This window comes from Shewanella profunda (assembly GCF_023283765.1).
In the GTDB taxonomy this organism is placed as follows: domain Bacteria; phylum Pseudomonadota; class Gammaproteobacteria; order Enterobacterales; family Shewanellaceae; genus Shewanella; species Shewanella profunda.
On sequence record NZ_JAKILG010000027.1, the window covers coordinates 1 to 25,513 of the forward strand.

General features: G+C 44.1%; 26 protein-coding genes. 17 read left to right on the forward strand and 9 right to left on the reverse strand.

Features of this window, described 5'->3' with window-relative positions:
- Positions 1 to 375 precede the first annotated feature (375 nt).
- The 6 genes from L2744_RS13250 (at position 376) to L2744_RS13275 (ending at position 4,196) form a co-directional block, all read left to right on the forward strand.
- A complete protein-coding gene (locus L2744_RS13250; RefSeq protein ID WP_248992348.1) occupies positions 376 to 1,071 on the forward strand; it encodes a 5'-methylthioadenosine/adenosylhomocysteine nucleosidase in 696 nt (231 codons plus the stop codon).
- Positions 1,072 to 1,108: 37 nt separating this feature from the next.
- Positions 1,109 to 2,098, forward strand: coding sequence for a cobalamin biosynthesis protein CobD/CbiB (locus L2744_RS13255; protein WP_248992349.1), 990 nt, complete (start codon positions 1,109 to 1,111; stop codon positions 2,096 to 2,098).
- 55 nt (positions 2,099 to 2,153) lie between these two features.
- Positions 2,154 to 2,531, forward strand: coding sequence for a DUF2721 domain-containing protein (locus L2744_RS13260; RefSeq protein ID WP_248992400.1), 378 nt, complete (start codon positions 2,154 to 2,156; stop codon positions 2,529 to 2,531).
- Positions 2,528 to 3,154: a trimeric intracellular cation channel family protein gene (locus L2744_RS13265; RefSeq protein WP_248992350.1), complete on the forward strand. Its 627-nt coding sequence runs from the start codon at positions 2,528 to 2,530 to the stop codon at positions 3,152 to 3,154. Before L2744_RS13260 ends, L2744_RS13265 begins: the two co-directional genes overlap by 4 nt.
- A 1-nt stretch (position 3,155) precedes the next feature.
- The gene (locus L2744_RS13270) at positions 3,156 to 3,647 is read left to right on the forward strand and encodes a nuclear transport factor 2 family protein (protein ID WP_248992351.1); all 492 of its coding nucleotides are present in this window, start codon (positions 3,156 to 3,158) and stop codon (positions 3,645 to 3,647) included.
- A gap of 120 nt (positions 3,648 to 3,767) precedes the next feature.
- Positions 3,768 to 4,196 (forward strand): hypothetical protein, encoded by a 429-nt coding sequence (locus L2744_RS13275; RefSeq protein ID WP_248992352.1) that lies wholly within the window; start codon positions 3,768 to 3,770, stop codon positions 4,194 to 4,196.
- 77 nt (positions 4,197 to 4,273) lie between these two features.
- Here the strand turns inward: L2744_RS13275 and tyrS are convergent, their stop codons facing one another.
- Positions 4,274 to 5,467, reverse strand: coding sequence for a tyrosine--tRNA ligase (gene tyrS / locus L2744_RS13280; RefSeq protein WP_248992353.1), 1,194 nt, complete (start codon positions 5,465 to 5,467; stop codon positions 4,274 to 4,276).
- 126 nt (positions 5,468 to 5,593) lie between these two features.
- On the opposite strand from tyrS, the gene L2744_RS13285 reads away from it, so the two are divergent.
- The 5 genes from L2744_RS13285 to L2744_RS13305 all read left to right on the forward strand — a co-directional run bounded on the left by L2744_RS13285 (position 5,594) and on the right by L2744_RS13305 (position 10,334).
- Positions 5,594 to 7,000, forward strand: coding sequence for a peptidoglycan DD-metalloendopeptidase family protein (locus L2744_RS13285; RefSeq protein ID WP_248992354.1), 1,407 nt, complete (start codon positions 5,594 to 5,596; stop codon positions 6,998 to 7,000).
- Between the two features lie 21 nt (positions 7,001 to 7,021).
- Complete coding sequence (locus L2744_RS13290; RefSeq protein WP_248992355.1) at positions 7,022 to 8,131, forward strand: anhydro-N-acetylmuramic acid kinase; 1,110 nt, start codon at positions 7,022 to 7,024, stop codon at positions 8,129 to 8,131.
- Positions 8,132 to 8,581: 450 nt separating this feature from the next.
- On the forward strand, positions 8,582 to 9,277 hold the full coding sequence (gene aqpZ, locus L2744_RS13295) for an aquaporin Z (RefSeq protein ID WP_248992356.1): 696 nt from the start codon (positions 8,582 to 8,584) through the stop codon (positions 9,275 to 9,277).
- A gap of 198 nt (positions 9,278 to 9,475) precedes the next feature.
- Complete coding sequence (locus L2744_RS13300) at positions 9,476 to 9,856, forward strand: DUF2750 domain-containing protein (protein ID WP_248992357.1); 381 nt, start codon at positions 9,476 to 9,478, stop codon at positions 9,854 to 9,856.
- Between the two features lie 28 nt (positions 9,857 to 9,884).
- The gene (locus L2744_RS13305) at positions 9,885 to 10,334 is read left to right on the forward strand and encodes a hypothetical protein (protein ID WP_248992358.1); all 450 of its coding nucleotides are present in this window, start codon (positions 9,885 to 9,887) and stop codon (positions 10,332 to 10,334) included.
- 97 nt (positions 10,335 to 10,431) lie between these two features.
- On the opposite strand, the gene erpA is transcribed toward L2744_RS13305, so the two are convergent.
- Together erpA and L2744_RS13315 are read right to left on the reverse strand one after the other, a co-directional pair.
- Positions 10,432 to 10,782 carry an iron-sulfur cluster insertion protein ErpA gene (gene erpA / locus L2744_RS13310; protein ID WP_248992359.1) on the reverse strand — a complete coding sequence of 117 codons (351 nt, stop codon included), beginning with the start codon at positions 10,780 to 10,782 and terminating at the stop codon, positions 10,432 to 10,434.
- On the reverse strand, positions 10,775 to 11,581 hold the full coding sequence (locus tag L2744_RS13315; RefSeq protein ID WP_248992360.1) for a DUF6776 family protein: 807 nt from the start codon (positions 11,579 to 11,581) through the stop codon (positions 10,775 to 10,777). Before L2744_RS13315 ends, erpA begins: the two co-directional genes overlap by 8 nt.
- A 73-nt stretch (positions 11,582 to 11,654) precedes the next feature.
- Between L2744_RS13315 and L2744_RS13320 the strand changes: the two genes are divergently transcribed.
- The 4 genes from L2744_RS13320 to nhaD all read left to right on the forward strand — a co-directional run bounded on the left by L2744_RS13320 (position 11,655) and on the right by nhaD (position 17,573).
- Entirely contained in the window at positions 11,655 to 13,379 is a 1,725-nt protein-coding gene (locus L2744_RS13320; RefSeq protein ID WP_248992361.1) for a chloride channel protein, read from the forward strand.
- Positions 13,380 to 13,571: 192 nt separating this feature from the next.
- Positions 13,572 to 14,591, forward strand: a complete 1,020-nt coding sequence (locus L2744_RS13325; RefSeq protein WP_248992362.1) for an aspartate carbamoyltransferase — start codon at positions 13,572 to 13,574, stop codon at positions 14,589 to 14,591.
- A 26-nt stretch (positions 14,592 to 14,617) separates the two neighbouring features.
- Entirely contained in the window at positions 14,618 to 15,910 is a 1,293-nt protein-coding gene (hemL, locus tag L2744_RS13330) for a glutamate-1-semialdehyde 2,1-aminomutase (protein ID WP_248992363.1), read from the forward strand.
- A gap of 412 nt (positions 15,911 to 16,322) precedes the next feature.
- Positions 16,323 to 17,573, forward strand: coding sequence for a sodium:proton antiporter NhaD (gene nhaD, locus L2744_RS13335; protein ID WP_248992364.1), 1,251 nt, complete (start codon positions 16,323 to 16,325; stop codon positions 17,571 to 17,573).
- An 80-nt stretch (positions 17,574 to 17,653) separates the two neighbouring features.
- On the opposite strand, the gene L2744_RS13340 is transcribed toward nhaD, so the two are convergent.
- Positions 17,654 to 18,739 carry a general secretion pathway protein GspB gene (locus tag L2744_RS13340; RefSeq protein ID WP_248992365.1) on the reverse strand — a complete coding sequence of 362 codons (1,086 nt, stop codon included), beginning with the start codon at positions 18,737 to 18,739 and terminating at the stop codon, positions 17,654 to 17,656.
- Entirely contained in the window at positions 18,739 to 20,409 is a 1,671-nt protein-coding gene (locus tag L2744_RS13345) for an ExeA family protein (RefSeq protein ID WP_248992366.1), read from the reverse strand. Before L2744_RS13345 ends, L2744_RS13340 begins: the two co-directional genes overlap by 1 nt.
- A gap of 178 nt (positions 20,410 to 20,587) precedes the next feature.
- On the opposite strand from L2744_RS13345, the gene L2744_RS13350 reads away from it, so the two are divergent.
- Together L2744_RS13350 and L2744_RS13355 are read left to right on the forward strand one after the other, a co-directional pair.
- Positions 20,588 to 21,826, forward strand: a complete 1,239-nt coding sequence (locus L2744_RS13350; RefSeq protein WP_248992367.1) for a multifunctional CCA addition/repair protein — start codon at positions 20,588 to 20,590, stop codon at positions 21,824 to 21,826.
- A 245-nt stretch (positions 21,827 to 22,071) separates the two neighbouring features.
- Positions 22,072 to 22,338, forward strand: coding sequence for an Lpp/OprI family alanine-zipper lipoprotein (locus L2744_RS13355; protein ID WP_011790319.1), 267 nt, complete (start codon positions 22,072 to 22,074; stop codon positions 22,336 to 22,338).
- A gap of 240 nt (positions 22,339 to 22,578) precedes the next feature.
- Here L2744_RS13355 and L2744_RS13360 read toward each other — a convergent pair whose 3' ends face one another.
- The 4 genes from L2744_RS13360 to folB form a co-directional block, all read right to left on the reverse strand.
- A complete protein-coding gene (locus L2744_RS13360; protein WP_248992368.1) occupies positions 22,579 to 23,415 on the reverse strand; it encodes a putative RNA methyltransferase in 837 nt (278 codons plus the stop codon).
- An 83-nt stretch (positions 23,416 to 23,498) separates the two neighbouring features.
- Positions 23,499 to 24,299, reverse strand: a complete 801-nt coding sequence (locus tag L2744_RS13365) for an undecaprenyl-diphosphate phosphatase (protein ID WP_248992369.1) — start codon at positions 24,297 to 24,299, stop codon at positions 23,499 to 23,501.
- 18 nt (positions 24,300 to 24,317) lie between these two features.
- Positions 24,318 to 24,821 carry a 2-amino-4-hydroxy-6-hydroxymethyldihydropteridine diphosphokinase gene (gene folK / locus L2744_RS13370; protein WP_248992370.1) on the reverse strand — a complete coding sequence of 168 codons (504 nt, stop codon included), beginning with the start codon at positions 24,819 to 24,821 and terminating at the stop codon, positions 24,318 to 24,320.
- An 84-nt stretch (positions 24,822 to 24,905) separates the two neighbouring features.
- Entirely contained in the window at positions 24,906 to 25,256 is a 351-nt protein-coding gene (gene folB / locus L2744_RS13375) for a dihydroneopterin aldolase (protein WP_248992371.1), read from the reverse strand.
- Between the last annotated feature and the right edge of the window lie 257 nt (positions 25,257 to 25,513).

Below are 25,513 nucleotides of genomic sequence, written 5' to 3' on the forward strand. Positions count from 1 at the left end.
TTCCACTAATTTATGCATAGGCCCTCCGGTGTGATGGGGTTTCTCTTGGTCGAAAGATCCGATCACTTGGAGGGCTATTAGTTCAAATTTTCTTATCCCGAGTTCAGGTTACTTAGACTAAGCGCAAATTTGTTTATCTGTAAAAACCGTTTTACCGCTATCGTTTTCCGGTAGTAATTAAGCCGCTTCTGGCATTCATAGATAACAAGTGCGCATCTTAGGGTGCGCGCTTTTTTTCGTTAACCCTTCCCGGCTTTTTATCCCACGATTATCAACCAATCCAAACCTCGCCATAACGACTGCATAAAACTGTGTGGTATATTAGCCAGCATTCTCGTGTCCCACTCTTTAAGTATTGAATCAAAAAGGTCTCCCATGAAAATTGGAATTATTGGCGCAATGGAGCCAGAAGTCGCTCACCTGATCGCCGCCATGACAAATGCAACATCGCAAACGATTGCTGGTATTGAATTTATTTCAGGCACCCTCGCGGGTAAAGACGTTGTCGTGACTCGCTCAGGTATTGGTAAAGTGGCCGCAAGTATTGCGACAACACTACTTATCGAAAAATATGCGCCGGATGCGGTGATCAACACAGGATCTGCCGGTGGTTTTGTTGATACGCTGGCGATTGGCGATATCGTGATTTCTTCCGAAGTGCGCCACCACGATGTGGATGTCACCGCCTTTGGTTATGAAATTGGTCAAATGGCACAGCAACCTGCTGCATTTATCCCTGCCGCACATTTAGTTGAAGCCGCCAACAAAGCCATTGCCCAACTGGGTGAAGTCAAAGCGATTGAAGGTTTAATCTGCACTGGCGACAGCTTTATTTGCGATCCAATTCGCACCCAAGCCATGTTGAAAAACTTCCCGACTATGGCTGCCTGCGAAATGGAAGGCGCTGCAATTGCCCAAGTGTGTCATCAGTTTGGTGTGCCATTTGTGGTTATCCGCTCACTGTCGGATAACGCCAATAATGATTCACCCGTTGATTTTGATTCCTATATCGTCAAAGCGGGTTACCATTCAGCGCTAATGGTGATGCTGCTGCTTGAGCAGCTAAAATAGTCAATCTAGAATAGTCCCCTAGGCGGAAAAGTATCGAATGCACAGTTCTTTTTATCAACGACTTATTGAGATTGATGGTGCTTTGTTTGAAGGCTTTTTGATACTTTTTTGTGCTTTACTACTCGCACGTTTAGCACCTTTACCGCGGGAAATGCAGCCGCTTATTTGGTTTACCCATTTAGCCAAACAGCTCGCGGCTAAAGTGAATCGCTCAGAACGTCCTGCAAGCCAACAAGCCACCGCTGGCTTTTTAGCAATGTTGCTGTTGGTATTTCCGTTTTGGGCCATTATTACCTTTTTACTCGAACTTGCCGCTTTCCCGTGGTTTTTTGAGTTTTTAGTACTTTATCTCTGCCTCAGTGACGCAGGTTTCAGTCAAGTGGCAGATGAAATCGCTAAGGCCCTAAAACGCCAAGATAATGCAAGCGCCAAAAAACTACTCCAGCCCTGGGTTGTCCGTGATACAGATAATCTATCGGAGGTCGGACTGGCTAAAGCCACGATAGAAAAACTCGCCACAGCGCCTATTTACGGGATTGCTGCAACGATTTTCTTTTTTGCAATAGCTGGTGCGCCTATGGTTCTTGCGGTGCGCATGATTAAACAGCTCGAACTCAGTTGGCCACCAATACAACCGAAATACCAACATTTTTGTAGTACAGTCAATAGTCTATCAACTGTTTTATTGGCAATTCCAGCGTGGCTTTGGAGCCTATCCATTGCCATTCAGGGTGGACCTAAGGCGATGACAACGCTTTTTAGCTTACCTAAAAATCACCCTGCTTTACGGGGTTATATTCTCAGTGTGGATTTGGTGGCCAGAATTTTACATATTGAATTGGGTGGGCCGCAAAAATTCTCAGGTCAACGTATCGATGTAGCCAAAATCACCTACGGGCCACAGCCCACCAACAACAATATTGCCTCAGCGATTCAACTAACCTCCCGCGCGAGTACCATATGGTTTAGTTTTGTTATTGTACTTCCCCTGTTATGGGCAGGTTTACGCTGGTTACAAAGCCTGTGATATGATGCAGTTTCCCTTAGCACTTGGTTAAAGGCAGACCCTCTTGTTCGAAAATATGCATGTTTCATTAACAACCCCAGCGTTGCTATTTCCCGCTATATCGTTATTACTACTGGCTTATACCAATCGATTTTTTGCTCTTGCTGCATTAATTCGTAACTTAAGTAATGGTGATAAGCCAGTACATAAAGATCAAATTAAAAATCTTAGCCAACGGATCCGCATCATACGAAGAATGCAAGAAGCAGGTGTTTCCAGTTTTGCGCTGTGTGTTTTATGTATGATTTTTATCTATATTGGTTTAAATAAAACGGGCTCTGTTATCTTCGGTGCCAGCTTATTACTACTGCTGTATTCACTGATTTTATCTGTGATTGAAATTCGTATCTCCGTGGATGCCTTAAATATCCATATCAAAGAGATGAGTAAATGATTCATTGGATCTACTTTTTTGACTTATGTGGCACAGCCGTTTTTGCCTTATCCGGCGCACTCGCCGCAGGGCGCCATAGAATGGATCCTTTTGGCGTAATAGTCCTTGCCTCGGTCACCGCTATTGGTGGCGGTAGCATCCGCGATGCTCTGATTGGTGCGACACCCGTATTTTGGATCCGCGATCCTAATTACATCATAGTGATCCTCGCGACCGTGCTCGCCTGTCTGCTATTGGTCCGTCGACCTCGCAAGGTGCCCGAGTACATTTTACCTGTCGCAGATGCCTTTGGATTAGCCCTTTTTACTGTGATTGGTGCCGAAAAAGCCCTCAATATGGGTTTGAGTGGCATGATTGCTGTCGTGATGGGCTTGATCACTGGCGTCGGAGGAGGCATTATTCGAGACTTGCTCTGTAGACAAATACCTATGGTATTACGCACAGAAATATATGCTACGGCTTCAATCATTGGTGGCATAGGTTATACCGTCAGTTTAGCCTACGGTATGAATGAAAAAACGGCGCTGTTTTTGGCGATGACCAGTGCCCTAGTTATCCGCTTAAGCGCCATCAAATGGCATCTATCTCTACCAGCCTTTGATCTCAAAACTAAGAGGGAATAGTTTGCGAATATTGTGTCTTATTTTGTGCCTCATTTTTGTTCCAGCCCTCAATCCTGCAGCGGCGCAAGCCAACTCAGGTGAAATGCCACAGGAACAACAGCTAGCCGTAAAGTACATGGATGCACTAACCGAGCACGACTACAAGACACTCAGAAAATTCTATAACCGCGAAAGCGTCTTCTTCGATAAAACCGCCAACCGTAAATACACTGGCGGCCGCTTTATCATCGACTTTCTCGAGCGCGCCCATGAGGGCGTGCTCGAGTATGACTTCAACATAGAACATATGTATAACGCAGGCTCTTTAGTGGTGATGATAGGCAACTATCACTTCAAAGGGCCCGGCGAACAATTCGGCAAACCTGGCAAAATTATCGATGTAGCCATTCCCGCTGTCACCAGTCTAAAGCTCGATATGCTCAACCATAGAGTGACAGAACATGTCGATCTTATTGATTACCAAACCATGTCAGACCAATTGGCGATGCAGTAATCACAAAATTTGTGCCTCCTTGAAACTTGAGACCAAGACACAGGTCAAAGCTAACAATGAATCAATCTCCAGATTGCTATGCATTCACTAGATTTACAGCATTGTTGCAATGAGGTATGTATGAAGTTTTTTGGATTATGTGCCCTAATCGCCTTTTATGGCTTAATCTTGGCACCCAAAGCACAAGCACAACAACCAATTATCGTTTCCTACGCCGTTCAACCTGTTAATCACTTCAATCAACAATTACGTATTGCGCAGGAGCAACAGCAAGCGTGGGCAGAAGATCCAAGCAAAATTAGTAGCCAATACGCAGGTAATCAATTTACCTTAGTGCGAACCCAAACTCATAAAGACAGCATTCTGACTTACCAAATGAGCGAAATATCTAAACAACAGCCACAAATGTTGCTGATTGTATCCCTTAAGAAAAATGCGAAACATTGGCAGGTGGATTCTGCGCAGCTGGCGTGGAAATGCAGTGATGCGCAGTACTTTGGCACCGACAGATGTAATATCGCCAAGCATGAAGCTAACACTGCGCCTTAATCTTGTGGTGTGAAAAAACTTAAAAACAAAGAGCGCCTTAAGGCGCTCTTTTTGTTCGTTTAAACTAATTCTGTGGCTTAAACCAGAGTCACTTTAGCAAACTTGCGTTTACCCACTTGGAATACGGCGACTGTACCTACTGGCAGCGTCATACGGCTATCATCCAGCTTTTCACCGTCCATCTTCACCGCGCCTTGCTTAATCATCCGCATGGCCTCTGAAGTCGACGACACTAAGTCCGCATCCTTCAATAAATTAGCAATCGCTAACCCCTCACCCGCAACTAACTCGATTTCTTCGATATCGTCAGGGATCATGCCCTTAGAGCGATCGACAAAGGCTTGGTGAGCACTTTCGGCAGAAGCTTCATCGTGGAAACGGGTGATGATTTCCTTCGCTAAGGCAATTTTAGTGTCGCGAGGGTTAGCACCATTAGCCACATCTTGCTTAAACTGTTCAATTTCAGCCAGAGGGCGGAATGACAACAGTTCAAAGTAGCGCCACATTAAATCGTCCGAAATCGACATCAACTTGCCAAACATTTCGTTGGCAGGTTCGCTCACACCAATATAGTTGTGCGCCGATTTAGACATTTTTTTCACGCCGTCTAAACCTTCGAGCAGCGGCATCATAATCACAGCTTGCGGCTTTTGACCCTCGGCTTTTTGCAGTTCACGACCCATTAATAGGTTAAACTTTTGATCTGTCCCACCAAGCTCAACATCGGCCTGCAGTGCAACTGAATCATAACCCTGAAGTAAAGGGTACATAAACTCATGGATAGCAATAGATTGACCCGATGCATAACGCTTCTTAAAGTCATCGCGCTCCATCATGCGCGCAACGGTTTGCTTGGATGCGAGGCGGATCATACCCGCAGCGCCCAATGGCTCTAACCAGCTTGAGTTAAATACGATACGGGTCTTAGCAGGATCAAGGATCTTATAAACCTGCTCTTTATAGGTTTCTGCATTGGCTAATACTTGCTCGCGGGTCAGCGGTGGACGTGTGCTGTTCTTACCGCTAGGATCACCGACCATACCGGTGAAGTCACCAATTAAGAAAATGACTTCATGACCTAACTTTTGGAATAATCTTAATTTATTTAAAATTACTGTATGTCCAAGATGGATATCCGGAGCGGTAGGATCTGCGCCTAATTTGATCCGCAGTGGACGTCCTTCCTTCAGTTTTTCCAGCAGATCCGCTTCGAGTAAAATCTCATCGGTACCACGTCTAATTTCTGCTAATACTTGGTCTAAATCAGCCATCTCGGCAGGGACTCCTAAGGCCACGATCATAAAATGAGGAGACTTATGTTACTTGTTAGCCAGCACAATTGAAAGTGTGTACACTAACGGGATTATTCAAGCTTCAGGTTATCGGTATCGGTGTCAATGGGAAAGGTTATTACGTTATTTAAATTGTTGCCTAAAAAGCATCAAATTCTCCTCAGCATTCTTTCTGTTATCACTATGATAACCATGCTCCTGCCCTCTGAAGAAGCTCAAGCTTCAAGACAAACCACAGGCCTAGATGGGCAAGCACAAACCAACATCCGTTATGATGTGCCCTTAGCCTTTCGCTCACCACAACGCCCAGAGTCGATTGAAGGTCAACCGAGTGATGCACCCGCAAATGCAGAACCTTTATCCTCGACGGATGCTCTGGCCGCAGGAAATGCCAATAATCAAATTGCTGAATCCATTGAAAGTGCGCACCACAGGGATGTTGAACATTTTAATGTCAAAAATGGCGATACCCTAGCTGCGGTATTCGATCGCGCAGGCTTAAGTAGTAAAGACGTTTATGAAATAACCCAGTTACCTATAGCAAAGCAAAATCTACTCATGATTATGCCGGGCGAAGAAATTGTTATTTCAAAGGATGCCAAGGGTGATTTAACTGAAGTGCGTTACCGAATCAATGCGATTTCTACACTGGTGATCAGTAAAAACCAAGGGCAATACCACGAGAAAATCTCTGAAAAGGATGTGGAAATTCGCACCCATTTCACCAGCGCTCAAATCAAAAGTAACTTTTGGAATGCCGCCGTTGATGCAGGAATGACAGCTAACCAAATCATGCAGTTATCGACAGTATTTGGTTGGGATATTGACTTTGCCTTAGATCTGCGAAAAGGCGACACTTTTGCCATTATTTATGAACAAGAATATGCCGAAGGAGAATTTTTGCGTAATGGCAATATTTTAGCGGCGGAATTTGTTAACCAAGATGAGCGTTATACCGCAATCCGTTACACCGATGGCAACTACTACTCAGAAAATGGCACTAGCATGCGCAAAGCCTTCCTGCGCTCGCCCGTTGATTTTAAATATGTCAGCTCAAACTTTAATCCAAAGCGTTTACATCCTGTGACAGGGCAAGTGAAAGCCCACCGAGGCGTTGATTATGTTGCGGCTATCGGCACACCAATTAAAGCAGCGGGTAGCGGTCGCGTGATCGAGTCTGGCTATAACCAATTTAACGGTAACTATGTGTTTATTAAACACAACGATACTTACACTACTAAATATTTACACCTCACAAAACGTAATGTCAGCAAAGGCGCAAACGTTAAGCAAGGCCAAATCGTTGGAACCTTAGGGAAAACAGGACGTGTTACCGGAGCGCATCTACACTACGAATTCATCGTTAATGGTGTGCACCGCAATCCAAGAACGATCACTTTGCCTAAAGCCGAATCAATTGCGAGAAAAGAAAAAAATCAATTCGATGCACTCAGCAAACAATTAATGACTACACTTTCGCAAAACAAACAAACGCAATTGGCCATGCAATAACCGACGGACGAATCCCTCCCAATGAAAAACGCTTATTATATTGGACTTATGTCAGGCACTAGCATGGACGGCGTCGATGCGGTATTAGTCGACTTTTCTGGCCCGCAGTCACAGCTAATTTGTAGTCATACAGAGGCAATTCCCTCTCATTTGCTTAAAGGGCTACAGCGTTTATGTTTACCCGGTGCCGATGAAATAAACCGCCTTGGACGGTTAGACCGTAACGTAGGGCAATTATTTGCTCTGGCAGTCAATAATCTGCTAGCAAAGTGCAATATTGCGAAAGAAGAAGTGATTGCCATTGGTAGCCATGGCCAAACTGTGCGCCATATGCCAAACCTTGAAGTCGGCTTTACATTGCAAATTGGCGATCCTAATACCATTGCGACCGAAACAGGCATAGATGTCATTGCTGATTTTCGCCGTAAAGATATTGCCCTCGGCGGCCAAGGCGCGCCCTTAGTACCCGCATTCCACCAGCAAACCTTTGCCGAAATCGGCAAAAAACGCATTATTTTGAATATCGGTGGTATCGCCAATGTCACTTACCTTCCCGGAACGAGTGAGCATGTGCTTGGTTTCGATACAGGTCCAGGCAATACCCTTATCGATGCGTGGATCCAGCAGGTGAAAAGTGAGCCTTTCGATAGAGATGGTGAATGGGCTGCATCGGGGAAAACTGACTCAGACCTATTAGCTCAGCTATTATCTCACCCTTATTTTTCGCTTGCTTACCCTAAAAGTACAGGCCGTGAATTATTTAACCAAGCTTGGTTAGAGCAACAACTATCGCCCTTCAATCATTTAGATGAAGAAGATATCCAATCGACACTATTAGATTTGACTTGCCATAGTATCGCTAGGGACATCATCAAGTTATCCCCTGAGGGAGAACTGTTTGTCTGCGGTGGCGGCGCCTTTAACACCCAACTAATGCAGCGTCTCAGGGCTCTGTTACCGGGTTATAAACTTGATACAACCTCCGCTCTTGGGGTTGATCCTAAATGGGCCGAAGGTATCGCCTTTGCATGGCTTGCCATGCGTAACCAGTTAGGCTTACCCGCCAACCTCCCCGCTGTTACGGGCGCCTCCCGCGAAGCCGTGCTCGGCGGACGATTTAGCGCTAAATAATTGCTATTGCCTTCCTAAAAGGTTTAGAACGATACCCGAAACAAGAGCTTCTAAATGAAGCTCTTGTTACATTTAAGCCTAGACTGACCACTTATCCCTTTTCCTTATCTAAATTGCTCAAGAAAATTAGCAGTCATTTCAAAGCAATCTATTATTAATCGTTGAAGTAGCAATGACTAAAGCATCAATCAGTTAAATATGAGTCATAGAAGCTTAATCTAGTCTCGATATAGTAAATGCTGATACTGATATGAGCCTAAAACAACTCAAATTCTCGGTCATTGTCTCACTGCAGTCGACAACTAACTGGTTGTAAGAAAAAGATTATCTACTGCGCGATGTTGATCTGAGCATCTACTCAGATGAAATCTACAAATAGACAGTCAATTTAGGAATAAAGACGCCTCTTTTAAAAAAACGAGCGTCTTTAAAATAATAGGAAATCAATCGATGAATATGTCACAAAAAATGACGGCGGAATTTCTTGGCACCTTGTGGTTAGTCCTTGGTGGGTGTGGCAGTGCAGTACTTGCCGCCGCATTTCCAGAGGTGGGTATAGGCTTACTCGGCGTGGCCCTAGCATTTGGATTAACGGTTCTCACTATGGCCTTTGCCATTGGCCATATTTCAGGTTGTCATCTCAACCCTGCGGTGTCATTGGGCCTTTGGGCTGGCGGACGTTTTCCGGCGGCACAATTATTGCCGTATATCATTGCCCAAGTAGCGGGTGGCATTGCAGGCGCTGGCATCTTGTATCTCATCGCTTCTGGGCAAGAGGGATTTTCACTCGCCGGCGGATTTGCCTCTAACGGTTTTGCTGAACACTCTCCAGGCGGTTATAGCATGCTGTCGGTCATGATCTGTGAAGTCGTTATGACGTTATTCTTCTTGATCATTATTTTAGGTGCAACCGATGAACGCGCACCCAAAGGTTTTGCCCCGATTGCCATAGGTTTAGGCTTAACCTTAATTCACCTTATCAGTATTCCAGTGTCTAATACCTCAGTAAACCCAGCTCGCAGCACAGGTCCTGCGCTGTTTGTCGGTGACTGGGCGGTATCACAACTGTGGCTATTTTGGGTAGCACCTATTGTCGGTGCCATTTTGGCGGGCTTTATCTATCGTTACTTCCGCCCGGCAGAATAAAAACCGAAGATCCAACACAACAGCGCCCTCTCGGCGCTGTTGTTCTTTTTCTAATTCCGCTCTAATGTTACCATTCAACCAACTCGCGAGTTTTTGCTGTGCCACTTTATCGGTGAGCGTAAATCAGTACAACAAATTCCGCCCAATCAATGCCAAGCTTATCTAAGCTAAGCGAATATGAGTAAAGAGATCTATTTCATGAGCAAAACTGTTAAAACCCTCGCTGAGACAGCAGCAATGACACCAGAAGGTCGTTACGATTACCTCGTTGAACAAGTCAAAGAACACAAAGTACTGTGGACCTTACAGGACCAGGACGGCTGCGTGATGCTAACAACCGAAGACGAAGATTGTATTCCTATGTGGCCAACGGAAGATGCCGCTGAATCTTGGGCTGTGGATGAGTGGAACGACTGCCAAACGTTAGCCATTCCCTATGACGAATGGCATGAAAGATGGGTGCCAGGCATGGAAGATGATGATCTGTTTGTTGCTGTATTTCCTGTACAGGACGACTTAGGAGTGGTTATTCCCCCTTACGAGTTAGATCAGCGTTTACTGCCCAAACAAAGCCACTAATCGCATTAACCGTTAAGCGAGAATGTCGATGAGCGAGCAAGAATCCCCTTCGCCAACGCCAGCAATAGATCTGACTAAGGACACATGTTTGCCAAAACGCTTGATTGCCCTGCTGTTACTTTATGTTGCGGCTTCAGTAAGTGGCTTAATTGCCAAACAAGGCGTGTTATTGTGCCTATTAACACTGTTTATGGTAGTTGCGATTATTGGTCGTCAGAAGGCTGGGCTTATCATGTTACGTGGCTATACTCTGGTGCAGTTAGCCTTAGTCAGTATGTTGCCAGTGATGCTATACGATCCTGATAATTTAGTTGTAGGCCCAACAACGGTACATTTAGGTGAATGGCAGGGGAAACTCCCTGACTATGTGATTTTTATCGCCTTGATAGCTTTGTCATTAATACAAGTGTGGATAGCATTTAATGGCAAAGTTAAAGCATGGTTTAAACCTAAGTTAAACCTAAATATTATGAACTAGCTCATTGTTATATAGTAAAAAAAAAAACAAAAATGCCGTCATTGCGACGGCTTTTTTAATCTGATTTAACGCCCTGCTAGCATAAAATAAGCAAAGCTTAAACGGAGAAACTGGCTCCACAACCACAGGTCGTTGTCGCATTCGGGTTTTTCACAAAAAAGCGGGAACCCTCGAGTCCTGAGGTGTAATCGACTTCACCGCCCACAAGATACTGCAAACTCATAGGGTCGACGACTAATTGGACACCTTGTTTTTCAACTGTAAAATCGCCTTCGTTGACCTTTTCATCAAAGGTAAAGCCGTACTGAAATCCAGAACATCCACCACCAGTCACATAAACGCGTAACTTAAGTGCAGGATTTTGCTCTTCTTCTAGCAAGCCTTTTACCTTAGCGGCAGCCGCATCAGTAAATTGGATTGGCATTGCTGCATCAGCTTGATCAGTCATTACTACCTCTTACATCAGTTTTCTGGGGCAAATTATCCATTACCTGACTATTTTGTTCAAGTATTACCCGCGGTTCTTTTTCACCCTGCAATAATTCAGGGACGCTATAAACATGTTCTGTCTGTGAATTCTTCGTCCAACGGCTTGATGGGACAACAACTTTCACTTTTACCTGCAATAAATTGAAGCCTGCTGGCACTGTCACTTTGGTATCTATGACCTGAAAATAGCGAAAATCAAATTCAAGCTTAGAGCCCGTGAGTTTGTTCACACTTAACTCAACAGATTTCCCCTCTTGCACACCGATTAGGGTTAATTCCGTGCGCCCTTGAATGGCTTGCTTACGCTTTTGCAACTGGGTCAGGATCAACTTTAGATTGTATTCATCGGCTAAGGCGCCCTGTGTCATCTCAAGCCCATGAATGGCGACACCTTCAGCATTATCTTCTGGCGACATAATACTGCGATAAAACGCTAACTCATACTCAAGTTCTTTTTGCTTTTTTATTTGCTGCCCAAACATCTCTTGCATTTGAGCATTCGCCTCACGCTCAATGGACAGCTCTAAATTTCGCGTTGCGAGCAGTTGAGTCTGCTCTTCCAATTCTGCTGTTAACCTTTGGGATTTATTACTGCCAATGTGTTTAACTACAGATTCGTCGCTACTCAAGATACAAAAACTTACCCAAGCACCTAAAAGAAAAGCAACTAATACTAAGAGTAATAAATATACTGAAGATGGACGATACTTGCTGTCAATCCCTTGCAGCCGATCTAGCCAACGATGATAATTTGGCATTAGGTAACAGCCCCTTATATAAAATACAATCAACTCAAGACGAGTTAGATACAATACAACTCAGGCCAATGCAGTGCAATTAACGATAAATAAAGTCAAGTTTCAACGTGCCATAGTCACAGCTAAGAAATACTTTGCAAATGAGCTACGTGACCATTTATCCCAAGCTAAAATTAGCGTCCAGCTGTGCATACTCGCATTGCTATTTGCTATTTTGGCTTCCAGTGTGATCCTGCTGTTTCGACTCATGCTCGTCTGGGCCAATCATTATACCCAAGTCGAAACGTTGGATTTTACGGGGAACATCACCGACTGGCGAGCCCTGTTACCCCTTTTAGGGGCAATATTAATTTGGATAGTGGCTAAACTTGGCTCAAAACGCTACAGACGTATGGGAATTGCCTATGTGTTACATAGAGTTAAATTGCACTATGGCAAGATCCCACTGCAATCTGCCGCAGGGCAGTTTTTTCAAGCGCTCTTTGCCCTAGGCACTAATTTCTCCGTCGGCCGTGAGGGCCCAGCTATTCATCTCGGTGCTGTAAGTGCTAGTGTACTAGCAGAAAAATTTAACCTCCCAGATAACAGTGTACGTATCATGTGTGCCAGCGGCATAGCAGCTGGGATTGCAGCAACCTTCAACGCTCCCTTAGCCGCGGTGATTTTTGTACTCGAAGTGATAGTGCGCGAATATAAAATCCATTACTTTTTCCCGATTATGCTATCGGCGATTTGCGGAGCCGTCTCAAGCCAACTGATATTTGGTAATGTGCACGAATTTGACCGTATTCAAGTGATCCACATTCCCTTAGACCACTACCCTATTCTCGCCATTGGCGGAATTGTTTTGGGCTGTGCTGCAGCATTTTTCAATTACTCACTCCTTAAAGTTACAGCAACAAGTCAAAACTGGCCCTTAATCTATCGTCTACTACTTGCAGGAAGCATCACAACATTGATTGGCCTAGTGTTACCTCAGGCATTGGGTACGGGGGATTTAGCCATCAGTGAAGCCATTAGTAAACACCCAAGTTTATTACTGTTAATAGCCCTGCTGGCAGCTAAAATCATCGCGACCGTCGCGGCTATAGGCTTAGGTATTCCAGGAGGTTTAATTGGACCGCTTTACGGCATAGGTGCCTTAATCGGGGCAATTTTAGCCTTAGTAAGTGCGATTATGTTCCCATCCATCGCCCCCTATGTGGGGTTGTATACGGTAATCGGCATGACGGCTATGATGGGGGTATGCTTAAGTGCTCCACTAGCAGCCTTAGTCGCCCTATTAGAAATGACCAATGATGCCAGCATTATTTTGCCAGCAATGTTCGTCACAGTCCCTGCCTTTTTGATCGCTTATCAAGGCTTTAAAACCGACTCCATTTTCTTTAAACAATTAGAAATTATGGGGCTAGGTTACAAAGTCGCACCGGTAAATCTAGCGCTGCAGAAAAAAGGCGTACGAGCCTTAATGGATAAACGCTTTGTAATCGTCAATAACAATGATGAATTATTACTGGAAGTGCTAAAACGCGCCGAAGGCCGCCCAGTACTTGTTCGTAATGCGGATGGTGCAATAGAAATGCTCAGCCTTGAAATGCAATCCTACGATGACAATACCACACTGTCACGTCATCCTATGCAAGGTCTGAGCGATACAGTCACCTTAAATGAAGCCTATTTATTATTGTCACCAAGCCGCAGTGGTGAAGTTTTTATTTATCAAGGTTCAGCCGATAATGTGGTTGGAGTGATCAGTTGGTCGAACCTACAACAGGAAATTCGAGCAGGCCAAGCCTAACCTAAGCAGAGAAATGAACTGTAGTCACAAAACCGATGGCTTTATCGCAAAAATCTAACACAGTGACAATGGGCTATTTCGTTGCCACTGTGCATCTGCTACAATCGCGCCTCAGCCACCCTACATAACATCAGGGCAAATAAGCGCGATAACGCAGCTTAAAATGCCCCCTAGCAATTGGAAAACAGGCTGATGAATCAGTTCGAAGGATCTCATATCCTCTCCGTAAACCAGTTAAACCTTGACTCAATCCAAACTATTTTTAATGTCGCTAGCCGCATGATGCCCTACGCTCTTCGAGAGAAGCGCAATAATGTGCTCGATGGCGCCATTTTAGGTAATCTGTTTTTCGAACCCAGTACCCGTACCCGCGTGAGTTTTGGCTGCGCCTTTAATTTACTTGGCGGTCATGTACGTGAAACCACAGGAATGGCCTCATCATCTCTGTCTAAGGGTGAGTCTCTGTATGACACGGCTCGGGTGCTATCCACCTATTCCGATGTGATTGCCATGCGCCATCCTGACTCTTACTCTGCAAAAGAGTTTGCCGAAGGCAGCCGCGTCCCAGTCATCAACGGTGGTGATGGCTCGAACGAACACCCGACCCAAGCTTTACTCGATCTGTTCACTATCCAAAAAGAACTCAAGTGTGCGGGCCGCGGCATAGATGGCATGCATATCGCTATGGTGGGTGATTTAAAATTTGGCCGTACGGTACATTCACTGTCACGTTTACTCTGCATGTATAAAAACATCAGCTTCACGCTAATTTCACCGGCTGAATTAGCAATGCCAGACTATGTGATCTCCGACATTGAAAATGCTGGCCATAGCATCAAAATAACAGACCAACTTGAAGGCCATTTAGATAAAGCAGATATCCTATATCTAACCCGCATTCAAGAAGAGCGCTTTCCTTCACAGGACGAAGCGAATAAATATCGCGGCAAGTTCCGCTTAAATCGCAGTATTTACACTCAGCATTGCAAATCTAACACTGTCATTATGCATCCGCTTCCAAGGGATTCACGCGCGCAAGCCAATGAGTTAGACAATGATTTGAACAGCCATCCTAACCTTGCCATCTTTAGACAGGCGGACAATGGGCTGTTAATTCGCATGGCTTTGTTTGCATTGACACTCGGCGTTGATACGCAACTCGAAAAATATGAGTGTCCGGTTAATTGGTATTCACGTAAAGCCGATCGCTAATTGGCTACAGACTTTAAGGACTAAACATGACCCGTTCCGAAGCGCTATTTGAACAGGCTAAAAAAACCATCCCCGGCGGTGTTAACTCTCCGGTTCGTGCATTTAATGGTGTAGGCGGTTCGCCTCTGTTTATTGAAAAAGCCAACGGCGCTTATATTTACGATGCCGATGGTAAAGCTTATATCGACTATGTCGGTTCTTGGGGCCCGATGATCCTCGGCCACAACCATCCTAAAATCCGTGCAGCCGTATTAGCGGCGGTGGAAAATGGCTTGTCTTTTGGTGCGCCAACCGAGCTTGAAGTGCAAATGGCCGAGAAAGTCATCTCTATGGTGCCTTCTATCGAACAAGTACGCATGGTGAGCTCAGGCACTGAAGCCACTATGAGTGCTATCCGTTTAGCGCGCGGTTTTTCCAATCGTGACAAGATCTTAAAATTTGAAGGCTGCTACCACGGCCACGCAGACTGCCTGTTAGTCAAGGCAGGTTCTGGTGCTTTAACCTTAGGCCAACCTAGCTCACCGGGTATACCTGAAGATTTCGCCAAACACACCCTAACCGCTGTGTATAACGACTTAGATTCTGTTAGAACCCTGTTTGAGCAGTATCCAACTGAGATTTCTTGCATCATCATCGAGCCCGTTGCTGGCAATATGAACTGCATTCCACCTATCCCAGGTTTCCTTCAAGGTCTGCGTGATATTTGTGATGAGTTCGGCGCCTTAATGATCATTGATGAAGTGATGACAGGTTTTCGCGTATCACGAAGTGGCGCTCAAGGTTACTACGGCGTAACGCCAGACTTAACGACACTCGGCAAAGTCATTGGTGGCGGTATGCCAGTGGGTGCTTTCGGTGGCCGTAAAGATGTGATGCAATTTATAGCACCTACGGGTCCGGTTTACCAAGCGGGTACGTTATCTGGTAACCCAATTGCAATGTCAGCGGGTCTGGCACAAATGGACGCGTTGTGTGAGGAAGGTCTATACGAAGAACTAAGCGCGAAAACCAAACGCATTGCTGAAGGCTTTAAAGCAGCAGCGGATAAGCACGGTATTCCAATGGCTATCAACTATGTTGGTGGCATGTTCGGTTTCTTCTTCACAGAACAACCGGAGATCACCCGTTTTGACCAAGTGACCCAATGTAACATCGAACAGTTCCGTATTTTTTACCACGGCATGTTAGACGAAGGTGTTTACTTAGCACCGAGCGCCTATGAAGCCGGGTTCCTCTCTATGGCCCATGGCGAAGAAGAAATGCGCTTAACCTTAGAAGCGGCTGACCGCGTATTAGCAAATATGAAAGCCGCAAGCTAATTTCCTGAACCACTTAGACAACAGAATAAAGGGACGCTAATGCGTCCCTTTTTAACTGCATCAGAAAAGTAGCTCGAATTAAGAAACATTAATTGAGAAATCACTAACCAACGACTTAGACTTTAATCGTAGTTCTCGCTTTACACACAAACCGCATCCAGCACAAAATACCAAAACACCATTTTTAATGGCTACATTTCAGTGCAAAACACCAGAAAGCAACCAATATCCACGCGATACATGTCACAAAACAACCAAGAATTGAGTTATAGCCAGCAGTTGCGTTATTTCCCCCATTATGTTCTGATCCGCACGCGTTAACACGGCAAGCTTAATTTAGCCTTGAAAACGCCAATCAATCGCTTGCCTTTGGCCTGCTACGACATTAAAAACAGCAGTTGGAATTGCAGTTATGTTAAATACCTTTCTCATCATACTGGCCGTGCTCGCCCTGCTCAGTATTATTTTCGAAGAAGTCACCCACCTTAATAAAGCAAAAACCACCTTATTCTTTGGCTGTATTTCTTGGGTAGCGCTGTTTATGGCTGCTGGTGATCCTGACCATGAGAAAATTATTGCCCATCAACTCAATGAAAACTTGCTTGAAATTGCCACTCTTTGGCTGTTTCTGATGTCAACGATGACCTTTGTCGCGTACCTGAACGCAAAAGGCATGATCCAAATCATGGTACAAAAGCTGTTTCCGCAAAAAGTCTCAGTACGAATGTTGATGATCCAAGTCGCCTTATTTGCACTGGTATTATCGGCATTTTGCGATAATGTCACAGCCACATTAGTATCCCTTGGCTTATTAACGACCTTTAAACTCGATAAGCAAATGCGTCGTAGAATGGCGGTATTGATTATTTTCGCAGTCAACTCTGGTGGTGTTGCATTAATCACCGGTGATGTTACCACTTTGATGATTTTCTTAGGCGGACATGTGCATATGTCCGAGCTATTGATACTGTTTATTCCCTCTGCCCTTAGCGTTATTTTGCTGGCAACCTTGTTTTCACTTAAGGCCGAAGGTGTTGTGAGCACAACACCTATCACACATACCTATCAAACGGTTGATGTGCTGATTGCTCTGGTATTCTTCTGCACCATTTTAATGACCATGTTACTCAATATTCTCTTTGGGATCCCACCAGTACTGACATTCCTAACGGGTCTATCTGTTATGTTCCTCATTGGTCACACTACGCGCAGCGATAAAGAAGAAGTCAAAATTCTTGAATATATTCGTCAAGTTGAATATGACACCTTATTGTTCTTCTTAGGTATCTTACTGCTTGTTGGTATGCTTAAAGAAATTGGCACCTTAGATATGCTGACTGAAGCATATGCTATGTTTAATCCGAATATTTCCAACTTTGTTGCGGGTATGGGCTCAGCCTTAATCGATAACGTGCCATTAACTGCTGCATTATTAAAAGCTGAACCAGTGCTGAGTACGCCACAATGGCTTGGTTTAACTTACAGCGTAGGCGTGGGTGGCTCCTTACTTGTCATAGGTTCTGCTGCGGGAATAGTCGCGATGAGTAAAGTGAAAGAATTGACATTCGTCAGTTACTTGAAATACGTGCCTGCTTTGTTCCTATGCTATAGCCTAGGTTACTGCCTGACCTTATTCTTGGCTTATCAGTTTTTCGCTCAATAAATATTCATAATTATGCGACTACCTATCACATAAGCAAAAGGCGCCTCTCGGCGCCTTTTCTATTTACTCTGGGGTATCACTTAAATAGCTGGCACCTTAAATTGTGTTCCTTGAATGTCTAACACTACATCCCTTGGACGGATAGAAACTATTGTCAATTTTCCACCAATCATATCCCCTTCTTGTAATTCCGCGCCGTCCACATTTAACCAGCGTTTGTTAGGGTCCGTGGAATATACATGAGCAACGATATTAAATTCAGGTACTTGTAGTTGTAATCCTGCAGGTAACTGACCATATTTAGGAATATCATCTCCCTCTTGTTTGGGGATAGGATCTAACTTAGGTTTAGTCACTGGGGTTTTAGCCGCATTGCTGTATTCTACATTTTTCAACGCATCCTGAAATGTAGAGACTAATTCATCATCTTTACGACTCTGGTTAGTTTCCAGCCCGACATCTACGGCAGCGGCACTCACCTGCTGACGTAACGCTTCCAGTTGCGCCAACCCCTGACGATTAGGATTTGCCCCCAATATAATCGGCTCTTGCATCTCTTGATATTCAGGCTGATCAAATTGATTTAACGTATTACTATCGTCTGTACTTGGTTTCGGTGCAGTGCGAGTATTAGCGTCAACCTGTGCCGAGGTAGCAAGATAATCATCATAGCTTGGATCACGCTGTTGATTGTTTACAACTCCAGTTGTAACGGGTAAAACTTGCCCTGTCTGCATACTGCCGACCTGTGGTAACTCCTGTGCCCTTGGCAACGCGACTTTTCCCGCTAACCGAACTCCAGTCGAATTTGCATCGACAACTTCACTCTCTGGTACTTCAATTGGTGATACGGTTTGTTGTGGATTTACAGAGGATAAATTAGCCTGTTGAGTTACCTCTCGGGTAGTTGGCTTTATGGCCGTTGCAGCTCCAGCTAAAACACCTGTCATCGGCTGTAAAGACTTATCACCTTGCTCTAACACACTCACACCCCAAGCTATCCCAACCCCAATGGCAACTGCCAACGCTAATAGCGACAGTTTAGCCAGAGGGATGCTAGCCTTGCGGGACTCAGGATAATTTGTCCGCGGCGTTAACACGGCATCGGGTAAAGGAGATAACTGTTGTTGCTTATTACGCATTACCGCATCGAGTAGAATGGACATTAGCCATGTGCTCCATTATCGGTTAAACGCGGGCCTTGCTCACTTAAATACAAGTTCAGTCTCACTAATGTTTGGGTTCCTGCAATACCATCGGCCTTCAAGCCATGCTGACTTTGAAAAGCCTTAAGATCATTTTCTAATTTAAGATCAAACTGGATTACCCTTCTCGCATTACGATTACCCACATGGGCAAGCGCATTTTCCAACCACTGAAGTTGTCCTAGGCTCGACTTTTGGCTGATCTCCATCATAGGTAAACTAGGTGCCTGCCATAAAATCTCAAAGGTACCGCTAAAATGCTGATTAAACCACGCCTTATCTACCCACAGTTGTTGCTCACCCAATTGCATAAGTAATTGTTCACCATCAACAGCAAGCACTGCACCGTAAAAATCCTGTTGATTATCATCTACTAAATATACTACTGCAGGATAATTTAACCGTGTAAGGGACATCCAATTTCCCTGTTGTTGATAACAGGAAAGCCCTTGCTCAATGGCCGATTGACAGGCTGTTAGGCCTTTAAAGGGCACTTTACCCCAAACACTGAATAATCCAGCAAAGGCTGTATCGATTTGACGACTTTGATTTATTGCCTCATTTAACACTCTTTGGCTTGGATCGGGTTTGGCGATTGTAGGTGGGGTGTTCGACGGCTCAATTAAAACCTGATTTTGCTTGGTTTCGCTATTTGTATCTTGGGCAACGGCGCTAACATCTAGAGGTGGTTGGATCTCCTGAGTGGAAGCTTGGACACTCATAGTGCTTTGATTGGCGGTAAACTGCCAATAGGACACGCCAAAGGCAATGGCGAGAGTGGTGACGATAGCTGTCGGCCATAGATATTTATTCTGTTGCTTTTCTTCCTCACCTAAAACTTCAGCAGCGGCTTGCCTCACCATACGATGATCGAGTGGCACTCTGGATTGTGCATACCCAGCCATTAAAGCGCGCTCACAGAGCAAGTTAATTAGGCGTGGAATTCCTCCACTATATTTTTGTAGCACTTTAATCGCTTTACGGGTAAACAGTGGCTCAAATCGACCAGCAACCTGCAAACGGTGTAACACATAAAGCGCAATTTCATCTTCATTTAGCGGTAATAAATGGTAACGCGCAGTAATGCGTTGAGCTAGCTGTCTTAATTCTTGGCGCTTCAGCAGTAATTGCAGCTCAGGTTGACCAATCAAAATCACCTGTAACAATTTTTTAGTATCGGTCTCAAGATTCGTGAGTAACCGCAATTGCTCTAACACTTCAGGTCGTAGATGCTGAGCTTCATCAATAATCAGTACCGTATTACGGCCTTTCTCATGGTTAGCGAGTAAAAAGCGGCTTAAATGATCGGTCAACTGCTTGAGTGTAGGGTTTTCTCCATAACTGATCTTTAACTCATCACAGAGAGTGGCTAATAATTCCAATTCAGTAAGCGAGGGGTTAAGGATAAATGCAGTATCGGTATTATCGGGCAATTGCCCAAGCAAACAACGAGACACCGTTGTTTTACCCGTCCCCACTTCACCTGTTAACAGCACAAAACCACCCGTTTCACCTAAACCATAGGTTAAATGGGCTAAAGCCTCTCTGTGCCTATCACTCAAAAACAAATAATGGGGATTGGGTGCAATTGAAAAAGGGTTATCACTGAGTCCATAAAAGGCCTTGTACATACCACCAATCATCCTTATCTAAAAATAACGCTCACGTTAAAGCGTCCTAGTGCTATTGTCAAAACATCTGCAACATCAATGTGACATCTAAATGGCAGATAAATTTCTGGGCTAGATTAATCTCTGTCCGCTATGGTCATGTTAAGCTACCACTATGACACATAGCCGAAGCATACCTGTGAAAATATACTTAGTCGGTGGTGCTGTACGTGACAGCCTGCTCAATCTCCCTATCAAAGATAAAGACTATATGGTGGTTGGCGCCACACCAGAGCAAATGCTGCAACTGGGTTACCGCCAAGTGGGTAAAGATTTTCCCGTATTCCTACATCCAACGACTCAGCAAGAATATGCGCTCGCCCGTACTGAACGTAAAGTTGGATTAGGCTATGGTGGTTTTAGTTGCTATGCCAGTCCAGATGTCACACTTGAGCAAGACTTACTCAGGCGAGATCTGACGATCAATGCTATTGCACAAGATGAAGATGGCAACCTACACGATCCTTTCAATGGTATTGAAGATATCAAAGCACGCCTATTGCGCCATGTCTCCGAGGCATTTGTTGAAGATCCACTCAGAGTATTGCGGGTCGCGCGGTTTGCCGCACGATTTCACCATTTAGGTTTTCAAGTCGCACCAAGCACACTCCAGCTCATGCAGCAGATAAGCCAAAGTGGTGAGTTAAACGCCTTAACGCCCGAACGCGTCTGGCAGGAAATCGATAAAACCTTAAGTGGCCCAAACCCTGAGGTATTTTTTGAGGTATTACGTCAATGTGGTGCACTTAACGTACTGCTCCCAGAACTAGAAGCCCTATTTGGCGTCCCACAACCGGAGAAATGGCATCCAGAAATCGATACTGGTGTGCATACCTTAATGGTATTAGCCCAAGCTGCGATACTAACGCAGGATAAAGCGGTTCGTTTTGCCGCACTCGTTCACGACCTAGGTAAGGCGTTAAGTCCAAAAGAAAATTTGCCTAAACATTATGGCCATGGACAAAAGGGGCTGCCCATTATCAAAGATCTGTGCGCACGTCTACGTGTTCCTAATGAGTTCAGAGATCTTGCATTAATTGTCAGTGATCAGCATCAAAATGTGCATCAAGCCTTCGAACTAAGGGCTGAAACGATCATTAAAATATTTGATAAAGCCGATTTTTGGCGCAAACCTGAGCGCCTAAAGCAACTCGTACAAGCCTGCATCGTAGATATGCGCGGTCGTACAGGATTTGAACATCGAGATTATCCGCAAGGTGAATATCTCAGCCAATGTTTTGCGGCCGCGACTAATGTCAACATTAACGCCATTATCAAAGCGGGCTTTCAAGGGGAAGAGATAAAACAGATACTCCACATGCATAGAATCGACGCAGTTAATCAGTTAAAACGTGATAAACAGAATGCTGTGGAATAGTGTGCACAGTCAAATAGTAACAACTTTGTAAATACGTCTCTATTTTACGGTAAATTAGCGCCAATTTCCGTTCAAAAATGATGATATAACCAATAAAAAATACTTTAAAAAAAAATTTATATGTCTATAGTAGATAAACCCATTAATATTCGTAGCAAATTAAAATAGCTATGTCATAATTAGGCAGTTTCGATTACAAAGTGGCGAAACATTCAAATCCAACCTATTTTAAGGGATTTTTTACAATGAACAAAAAAGTACTGATGATTGCTGGTTTAGCAATGACTGCCCTGCTAGGTGGTTGTGCAAACACTACTGCTCTGGAAGAAAGCGTTGCTACTCTGGGCAACAAAGTTGATCAATTGTCAGCTGATGTCGGCTCTCTGAAATCTGAGCAAAGCAAACTGTCTGCAGACGTTAAAGATGCTAAAGCAGCAGCTATGGACGCACAAGCAGAAGCTAAACGTGCTAACGACCGTCTAGACAACGTTGCTACTCGTTACAAAAAGTAATGATAAGTAATTTAACCTATAATTTATTAGGTTAGCATAAAAGGCTTGGGAGTGATGAAAGCGAATAGCGCATCTATCCAAGCCTTTTTTTATGCCTGTTATTCAGGTAATTTTATCTATATACCCTTAAATCTATGGCCTAGACTAATGCCAGAGTTATCGGTAGACACTCTGCACACGATCGCCCCTTTACCCCTCACTATTTTAATTATCTTGCAGTATAAATCAGCTCACTCATACCTATTCACTTAAGCATTTTTGTGCCAATACTAATATAAAATCAATTTCGAGAGAGTCAAAGTAACTGGCTTGAATATTATGTTTCATCTTATCTGTTGCCCGCCAAGCGAAGGGGGTCATATCCAATAATGTTAAAGCTTGCTCACCTGTGACTGACAAGGTAAAGCGTAGTGTTTGAGTTTCTTTTATCAATAATTCGGAGGGTAAATTTATTTGCACTGTCTTTTCGGCCAAATCAGAATAGATATATTGTTTCAGTTGCCATAAATGCCTAGCTCCAGGTAATACTAACAGCATCAGCCCATCTTCTTTGAGCACACGCACAGACTCCTTACCCTTAAGTGGTTTATCGATCACAGTAATAACATCAATACAACTATCGCTAAAAGGCAATACTTTTGAGGTGCTCAAACATAAGATCCCTGGTGTTTGTGCTTTAGCGGCAGAAAATATGGCATTTTCAGCGTCCGCTACACCCACGTATTGAATAGTTAATCCATTTGCAATATCGGTCAGCTTTGATGACAAAGCACGTAAATAGAAACCCTCGGCACACTCGTAATCCAACAGACTTATATCATTTTGCAATGAACCCACTAGCATTGCGGCCATTTTATCAATTAAAGGAGCAAAAAAACCTGACTCTAACAGGAAACGTTTAGCCCGCACTTGCTGACGAGAATCTCCCGTTGGCTTTTGTCTTTGGGGCTTAGTGAAAACCCAATAACCTTGTTCACTCTTATCGAAATGATGTTTATTAGTACAGTAAAAGCCTTGTGATGATTGATGTTGTAGTAATGACTGACCACATGTCGGACATTGAAATTTAAGACTCATGGTTAGCTCCAAAAAAGGGAAATACCCAAAATATAAAAATCGGGTACTAGACCCGATTCTTCAAAAGGATTGCAAATAAGGTATTACAGAAATATAAATCCACATAATACAGCACCAAGTACAAGGCGATAAATAACGAAAGGTGTCATCCCTATCCGGCTGATTATTTTCAAGAAATAATGAATGCAAAGATATGCGGCAACAAAAGAAACCACAGTTCCTAGGGATAGTGCTTGATAATCAATAGGAAGCGAGCTTTCAGATAAGTCTTTACCCACTAAAATAGCAGCACCTAAACTCACAGGAACAGACATTAAGAATGAAAAACGGGCTGCGGCATCACGGCTTAATCCAAGCATAAGGGCTGCAGTCATAGTGGCGCCAGAGCGTGAAGTGCCAGGGATTAATGCCAGCGCCTGCGCAAAACCAATCAACAACGCCTTACGCCATCCTGTTTGGTAAACGGTTAAGTCTTGGCGTGACATCTTATCTGCCCACCAAAGCAATAAACCAAAAACGATGGTGGTAACAGCAATCACTTCAGCACTACGTAAATGGGTCTCAATAAAACCTTTTGCCATAAAACCAAAAAATACTGCAGGTAGTGTCGCGAGGATAATCCACCAAGCAAGTTTACTGTCGTCCGAATGCTTACCTTTAAATATACTGGCAATCCAAGCATTAGACATGTTCCACAGTTCATGTCTAAAATAAATCACGACAGCAAATAACGAACCTGTGTTTACGGCCACATCGAAGGATAATCCTTGATCTTCCCAACCTAAAAGCTCGGCGGGTAAAATTAAATGAGCAGAACTGGAGATGGGGAGAAACTCAGTTAACCCTTGAATTAACGCTAAAATAATTACCTGAAACGTATCCATGACAACCCTATCAATAAATTAAAACGTCAGCCCAGAGGGCCATTCAAACGTCACAGGCCAAAGTCGCTGTGCATCTTTATCGTACTCATCCCACAATGTTGCATAGGTTTGCTGGACTAAGGGGTGAACGAGATCCGGAGCTAACTCCGCTAAAGGCCACAATACAAAAGCGTTATTGACTATCTCAGCTCGGGGTAACACCACTGGGATTTGGCATACTATGTCATCATAAAGTAACAAGTCTAAATCTAATGTTCTTGGACTAAACTTCTTAGCGCCAACAAGCCGGCCGTGATTTTGCTCGATTTGCTTAAACTGCGCAACTACCGCTGCGATATTCAAATCGGTTTCAGCACTTGCCACCATATTTAAAAAATTTGTGCCACTAAACCCAACTGCTTCACTCTCATACATGGAAGAAAGCCTTAGCGGGCCAAAGCATTCTCTGAGTGACTGTAACCCTGCCTGCAGATGCCTAGTGGGCTCAATATTACTACCTAAACTAATGTAAATACATGCCATGCTGTTGTCCGAATCGTCTTTAAACGACTATCACTCGTCACTATTATTCATTGAACATTACTGAATAATCTCTAGTAATAAGAGTTAACGTGAACGCTCAATTTCAACCCCGACAGAGGCTGCCGTAGCAACAGCACCGGGTTTCATCACCACCACTTTGACCCAAGCCACATTAAACTCGCTAATTAAACAGTCGGCAACGCGTTCTGCAACGGTTTCAATAAGTTCGATGGGCTGCTCAGTAATAAGTTGGGTAATCCGTTTAGATACAGTTTCATAACACAGCGCAAACTGGTAATCATCACTTGCCGCTGCCGCTTTGTTATCCCAAGCCATATCTAAATCTAAAAATAAGCTCTGCTGGATTTTCTTCTCCCACTCATAGACACCAATCACAGTATCAACTCGTAATTGTCGTATAAGCACCTTATCCATATTGTCTCCAACTAACTTATGACTATGAGGTCTGATAAGCTAAGCGTGATTAAGCCTGTATAATTCGCAATGTTCTGAGAGATAACTAATTTACTTTCTACTCGAGCAAATCCGAAGTAGGATAACGTCCTAAAAGGATTTGTTCGTTCAGAAATGACCTCTGCTTTCGACTGCGGAGTTATCGCTTTAGCCTATGACTGAATATACAAGCCAAACAGGCTTATTAAATTGTTGCGCGATAATACCTTAAGACGCGT